Source organism: Micromonospora sp. D75 (genome assembly GCF_018070405.1).
GTDB lineage: Bacteria > Actinomycetota > Actinomycetes > Mycobacteriales > Micromonosporaceae > Micromonospora > Micromonospora chalcea.
This window is the reverse complement of sequence record NZ_JAGPXV010000410.1, coordinates 1-5,402: the sequence shown is the minus strand read 5'-3', so window position 1 is coordinate 5,402 and position 5,402 is coordinate 1. Positions and strand designations below refer to the sequence as shown.

Sequence of the window (5,402 nt, the reverse complement as noted above, 5' to 3'; positions counted from 1 at the left end):
GTCTCGGCGGTGGAGGTCAGCCCGCGCCGGGCCAGGACCGGCGGGGCGACGAGCATCAGCGCCGTCGCCACCAGCAGTACGCCGAGACGAGCCAGCGCGTCCATCGAGCTGGTGGCCACCGCCGCGAAGACCACCGCGGCGACGCCGAGCAGGAGCGCGCCCAGCCCCAGCGGGATGTTCTGCACCTCGCGCGAGGACGCCTCGGGCGGGTGCTCCGGGTCGTCCGCATCGAGCCAGCGGGGGCGACCGCGCGGCGGCGACGGGGGCAGGTCCTCCGGCGGCCCGGGCGGCGAGGTGCCCTGGCGGGGCACCCGGGGCGGCGCGCCGGTGGCGGCGGTGGGCGGGCGGCGGCCGGGCCGGCGGCGCAGGACCCGGCGCGGCCGGGTGGCCTGCCGGACCCGTTCCTCACCGGCGTGCGCCAGGATGTCCCGCTGGAAGAGGGCGGCCTGCATCTTGGCGGCGATCTGCCGCTGTTCCCGGGCGATCTCGGCGTCGCGGGCCTTCATCTCGGCGATCGAGCGCTCGATGTCGGCCAGGTGCTCGGCCCACTGCGGCTGGTGCGCGCCGCAGTGCGGGCAGACGACGGCGGGCTTGATGTCCTGCCCGCACGAGGCGCACCTGAAGCTCTCCACGACAGTCTCCCGTCCGCCCGTGCCCTCGCACTGTGGACCTCCCAGAGGCAGCATGCCTTGAGTGGGCCGGGATTTCGACAGTTGCCGCCGCGTTCCGGACAACAATAAGCGGACCGGCCGCCGGGAGACGTTCCCCGGCGGCCGGTCCGCGCGGTCAGCGGATCAGGGGCGGCCCATGCCGCGGTACTCCCAGCCGGCCTGCGTCCACAGTGTGGAGTCGAGGCAGTTGCGCCCGTCGACCACCTTGCGGCCGTTGGCCAGCTCGCCCAGGGCCACCGGGTCGGCGTTGCGGAACTCGGCCCACTCGGTGAGCACGCAGACCAGGTCGGCGCCGCGGACGGCGTCGTTCATGGTCTCCTCGTACGTCAGCTCGGGCACCGCGCGGCGCGCGTTCTCGATCCCCTGCGGGTCGAACACGTGCACGTCGGCGCCGGCCTTGCCGAGCAGCGCGGCGACCGCGAGCGCCGGCGCGTCGCGTACGTCGTCGGTGTTGGGCTTGAACGTGGCGCCGAGCACCGCGACGCGGGTGCCGGACAGGTCCGGCCCGGCCGGGCCGGAGCGGCGGCCGAGCAGCTCGGCGGCGAGCTGCACGACGCGGCTGCGCCGGCGCAGGTTGATCAGGTCGACCTCGTGCAGGAAGCGCAGCGCCTCACCGGCGCCCAGCTCCTGCGCGCGGGCCTGGAAGGCGCGGATGTCCTTGGGCAGGCAGGCGCCGCCGAAGCCGAGTCCGGCCTGGAGGAAGCGGTTGCCGATGCGCGGGTCGTAGCCGATCGAGCGGGCCAGCTGGGTGACGTCGCCGCCGGCGGCCTCGCAGACCTCCGCCATCGCGTTGATGAAGGAGATCTTGGTGGCGAGGAACGCGTTCGCGGCGACCTTGACCAGCTCGGCGGTGGCGAAGTCGGTGACCACGAGCGGTACCTCGCGGTCCTCGGTGGCGGCGAGGTCGAAGACGCCCTTGTGCGCGGCGTAGAGCATGCCGTTTGCCCACTCGCTCTTGACGCCGACCACGATCCGGTTCGGACGCAGCACGTCGTCGACGGCGAAGCCCTCCTGGAGGAACTCGGGGCTCCACGCCACCTCGACGCCGAGGTCGGCCGGGCTGTGCTTGCCGACGAGCTGCTCCACCCACTCGGCGGTGCCCACCGGCACGGTGGACTTGCCGACGATCAGCGCCTTACGGGTCAGGTGCTGGGCCAGGCTGGTCACGGACGCCTCGACGTACGACAGGTCGGCGCCCATGCCGTCGGCCCGCTGCGGGGTGCCGACGCAGATGAAGTGGACGTCGCCGAAGTCGGCGGTCTCGTTGATGTCCGTGCTGAATCGCAGCCGGCCCGCGGCCAGGTTGCGCCGCAGCAGCTCGTCGAGGCCGGGCTCGTGGATCGGCACCTCACCGGCGTTCAGCTTGGCGATCTTGTCCGCGTCGACGTCGAAGCCGAGCACCTCGTAGCCCAGTTCGGCGTAGCAGATGGCGTAGGTCGCACCGAGGTAGCCGGTGCCGAGGAACGTCACCCGGGGGCGGGGGGCGCCGGACGGCGGGGTCACCGCGGCGATGGCGGGCATCGGCTGGGTGTTCGGGTACGGAATCGTCACGCCTGTCTTCTCCGCTCGCACTGGCGGCGCTTCCATGCGTCGCATTCTGCTGGGGGCGCCTGGGCCGGGCACCGAGGGAACTGAATTTCTGCTGTGAGGGTAGTGGGGCCGGGCGGGCGACGCTCGGGCGCGAGCCTACCCGCCGGTAAGGTCCGGCAGGGGCCGGTGGCTATCCTTCAGTTTGCGGCAGTCTTCGGCCCCCGGGCGGTACAGACTGCGCATGATAGCGGTGAAAGGGGAGGGCCGACATGGCCGCAGAGCAGTCGTTCGACGTCTACCGGTTGCCGGAGGAGCACGAGGCGATCCGGGAGGCGGTCCGTGAGGTCTGTGCGGCCAAGGTGGCACCGCATGCCGCTGAGGCCGATGAGACAGGTGAGTTCCCGAAGGCGTCCTACGAGGCGCTGCGGTCCGCCGACTTCCACGCCCCGCACATCCCGGTCGAGTACGGCGGCGCCGGCGCGGACGCGCTGGCCACGGCCATCGTGATCGAGGAGGTGGCGCGGGCCTGCGCCTCGTCCTCGCTGATCCCGGCGGTGAACAAGCTGGGCACCATGCCGCTGCTGCTGGCCGGCTCCGAGGAGCTCAAGCGCAAGTACCTGACTCCGGTAGCGGCCGGGGAGGGCATGTTCTCCTACTGCCTCTCCGAGCCGGAGGCGGGCTCCGACGCCGCCGCGATGACCACCAAGGCGGTACGCGACGGCGACCACTGGGTGCTCAACGGCGTGAAGCGGTGGATCACCAACGCGGGCGTCTCCGAGTACTACACCGTCTTCGCCGTGACCGATCCCACAGCCCGGTCGAAGGGCATCTCCGCCTTCGTCGTGGAGAAGTCCGACCCGGGCGTCAGCTTCGGCGCCCCGGAGAAGAAGCTCGGCATCAAGGGCTCGCCGACCCGCGAGGTCTACTTCGACAACGTACGGATCCCGGCCGACCGCATGATCGGCGCCGAGGGCACCGGCTTCGCCACCGCGATGAAGACGCTGGACCACACCCGGGTCACCATCGCCGCGCAGGCCGTCGGCATCGCCCAGGGCGCGCTGGACTACGCCAAGGGCTACGTCCAGGAGCGCAAGCAGTTCGGCAAGCCGGTCGCCGACTTCCAGGGCATCCAGTTCATGCTCGCCGACATGGGCATGAAGCTGGAGGCGGCCCGGCAGCTCACGTACGCCGCCGCCGGTAGGTCCGAGCGCGGCGACGCGGATCTGACCTACTTCGGCGCGGCCGCGAAGTGCTTCGCGTCGGACGCCGCCATGGAGATCACCACCGACGCGGTCCAGTTGCTCGGCGGCTACGGCTACACCCGCGACTACCCGGTCGAGCGGATGATGCGGGACGCCAAGATCACCCAGATCTACGAGGGCACCAACCAGGTGCAGCGCATCGTCATGGCCCGTCAGTTGCTCAAGGGCTGACCGGAGGCGTTCGGGCGGGCGGGCCGGTGCACACCGGCCCGCCCGCGCTCGTTCAACGGCTCTCGGTGCCCTCCGGCCGGCCCGCGCCACGCGGCGGGGCGGACCACGGCGACTCGCCGCCGGTACGGCGGGGCAGCGGCTCGGTCGGGCTCTCGGGGTACGCCAGCGTGAGCGGTGGCGTGTCCGGGTCCTTCGCCGGCGCCGGAGGCCAGTCGGTGAGCGTCGGCTTGTGCTCCACCGGCGCGGCGGCCGGGGTCAGCTCCGCCTCGGCCGGCGCGGGTGTGGCGGGACGCCGCCAGCGGCTCGTGCTGAACACGGCCATCAGCAGCAGCACGCCGATGAGGAACAGCGTGCCGTTGTCGAGCGGGTCGCGCAGCGGCAGCGGGTCACCGAGCAGCTTCAGGTCACCGGGCACCCGGTCCCGCACGCTGAACGGCGCGACGAACAGCCCGAGGTACGGGACCGCGAGCAGCAGGCCGGCCACGAGCGGGCCGAGCGGCGAGAAGCGCAACGTGCCGAGCAGGCCGAGCAGGATGCCGGCGACGCCCAGATAGACGGCCGGCTCGATCAGGTTCGGCGTGCTGTACGTCCCGATCTCCACCCAGCGGTCGACGGTCCGCTCAGATCCGTCCTGACCGAGCGTGACGAGCACCCAGGTGACGGGCGCCACCGCCAACCCGGCGAGGAAGCTCCAGAGATGTCGCATCCGCGCACCGTACCGTTTTCGGCATGACAGATCATCCCGCGGTCCCGCCGGGTAAACCGACCTCGTACTCCCGCGTCACGCTCAGTCGCATCATGACCGCGGTCGATGTCAATCTGTACGGGACCGTGCACGGTGGGGTACTGATGAAATTCGTGGACGACGTTGCCGGCGCGGCGGCGGCCCGGCACAGTGGCGGCACCGCGGTGACCGCCTCCATCGATGAGATCGTCTTCTCCGAGCCGGTCCGGGTGGGCGACCTCGTGCACGCGCACGCCCAGATCAACTGGACCGGCAGCACCTCGATGGAGGTCGGCGTGAAGGTGGTCGCCGAGCGCTGGGACTCGGCCGAGGAGGAACCGGTCCGGGTCGCCACCGCGTACCTGGTCTTCGTGGGCGTCGACGTGGGTGGCACGCCCCGTCCGGTCCGGCCGGTGCTGCCGGCACTCGTCGAAGCGCTGCGCGACCGGGGCGCCGCCGTGCTGGTGGCGCCGCCGGGCACCGGCAAGACCACCACCGCGCCACTCGCGGTCGCCGACGCCGTCGCCGGACGGGTGGTGATCGCCCAGCCCCGGCGGGTCGCCGCACGCGCCGCCGCGCACCGGATGGCCGCGCTGCTCGGCGACCGGGTCGGCGACCGGATCGGCTACGCGGTGCGCGGCGAGCGCCGGGCCGGGCCGCGTACCCGGATCGAGGTGGTCACCACCGGTCTGCTGGTGCGCCGTCTGCACCACGACCCGGAGCTGCCCGGCGTGGACGCGGTGCTGCTCGACGAGTGCCACGAACGGCAGCTCGACGCGGACCTGGCGCTGGCGTTCAGCGTCGAGGCGCGCGGCACGCTGCGCCCGGACCTCTGGCTGCTGGCCATGTCGGCCACCCCGCAGGCGGACCGCTTCGCCGCGCTGCTCGGCGCGGGCGACGCCGCCCCCGTGGTACGCGCCGAGGCCGCCCTGCACCCGGTCGAGCGGGTGTGGGCGCCGCCGCCGCGCCCGGTGACGCCACCCGGCGGTGGCCGGGTCGATCCCGCGCTGCTGGACCACGTGGCCGCCACGGTCCGCCGGGCGC

General features: G+C 72.9%; 4 protein-coding genes and 1 pseudogene. 2 read left to right on the top strand and 3 right to left on the bottom strand.

Features of this window, described 5'->3' with window-relative positions:
- Together KBX39_RS21865 and KBX39_RS21860 are read right to left on the bottom strand one after the other, a co-directional pair.
- Nucleotides 1-632 (bottom strand): annotated as a pseudogene (locus KBX39_RS21865) (permease); the annotation flags it as partial.
- Nucleotides 633-794: 162 nt separating this feature from the next.
- Entirely contained in the window at nt 795-2,222 is a 1,428-nt protein-coding gene (locus KBX39_RS21860) for a UDP-glucose/GDP-mannose dehydrogenase family protein (protein WP_043326489.1), read from the bottom strand.
- Nucleotides 2,223-2,470: 248 nt separating this feature from the next.
- Here KBX39_RS21860 and KBX39_RS21855 point away from each other — a divergent pair, with 248 nt between their 5' ends.
- Entirely contained in the window at nt 2,471-3,634 is a 1,164-nt protein-coding gene (locus tag KBX39_RS21855; protein ID WP_043326488.1) for an acyl-CoA dehydrogenase family protein, read from the top strand.
- 52 nt (nt 3,635-3,686) lie between these two features.
- Here the strand turns inward: KBX39_RS21855 and KBX39_RS21850 are convergent, their stop codons facing one another.
- Nucleotides 3,687-4,340, bottom strand: a complete 654-nt coding sequence (locus tag KBX39_RS21850) for a hypothetical protein (RefSeq protein ID WP_064447700.1) — start codon at nt 4,338-4,340, stop codon at nt 3,687-3,689.
- A gap of 143 nt (nt 4,341-4,483) precedes the next feature.
- Between KBX39_RS21850 and KBX39_RS21845 the strand changes: the two genes are divergently transcribed.
- Nucleotides 4,484-5,402: hotdog domain-containing protein (locus tag KBX39_RS21845; RefSeq protein ID WP_282102450.1), on the top strand; the 919-nt coding region annotated here is incomplete at its 3' end.

Excerpts from the sequence above, each read along its gene's own strand:
- KBX39_RS21855 (WP_043326488.1), top strand. The coding sequence starts at position 2,471 with ATGGCCGCAGAGCAGTCGTTCGACGTCTACCGGTTGCCGGAGGAGCAC.
- KBX39_RS21850 (WP_064447700.1), bottom strand. The coding sequence starts at position 4,340 with ATGCGACATCTCTGGAGCTTCCTCGCCGGGTTGGCGGTGGCGCCCGTC.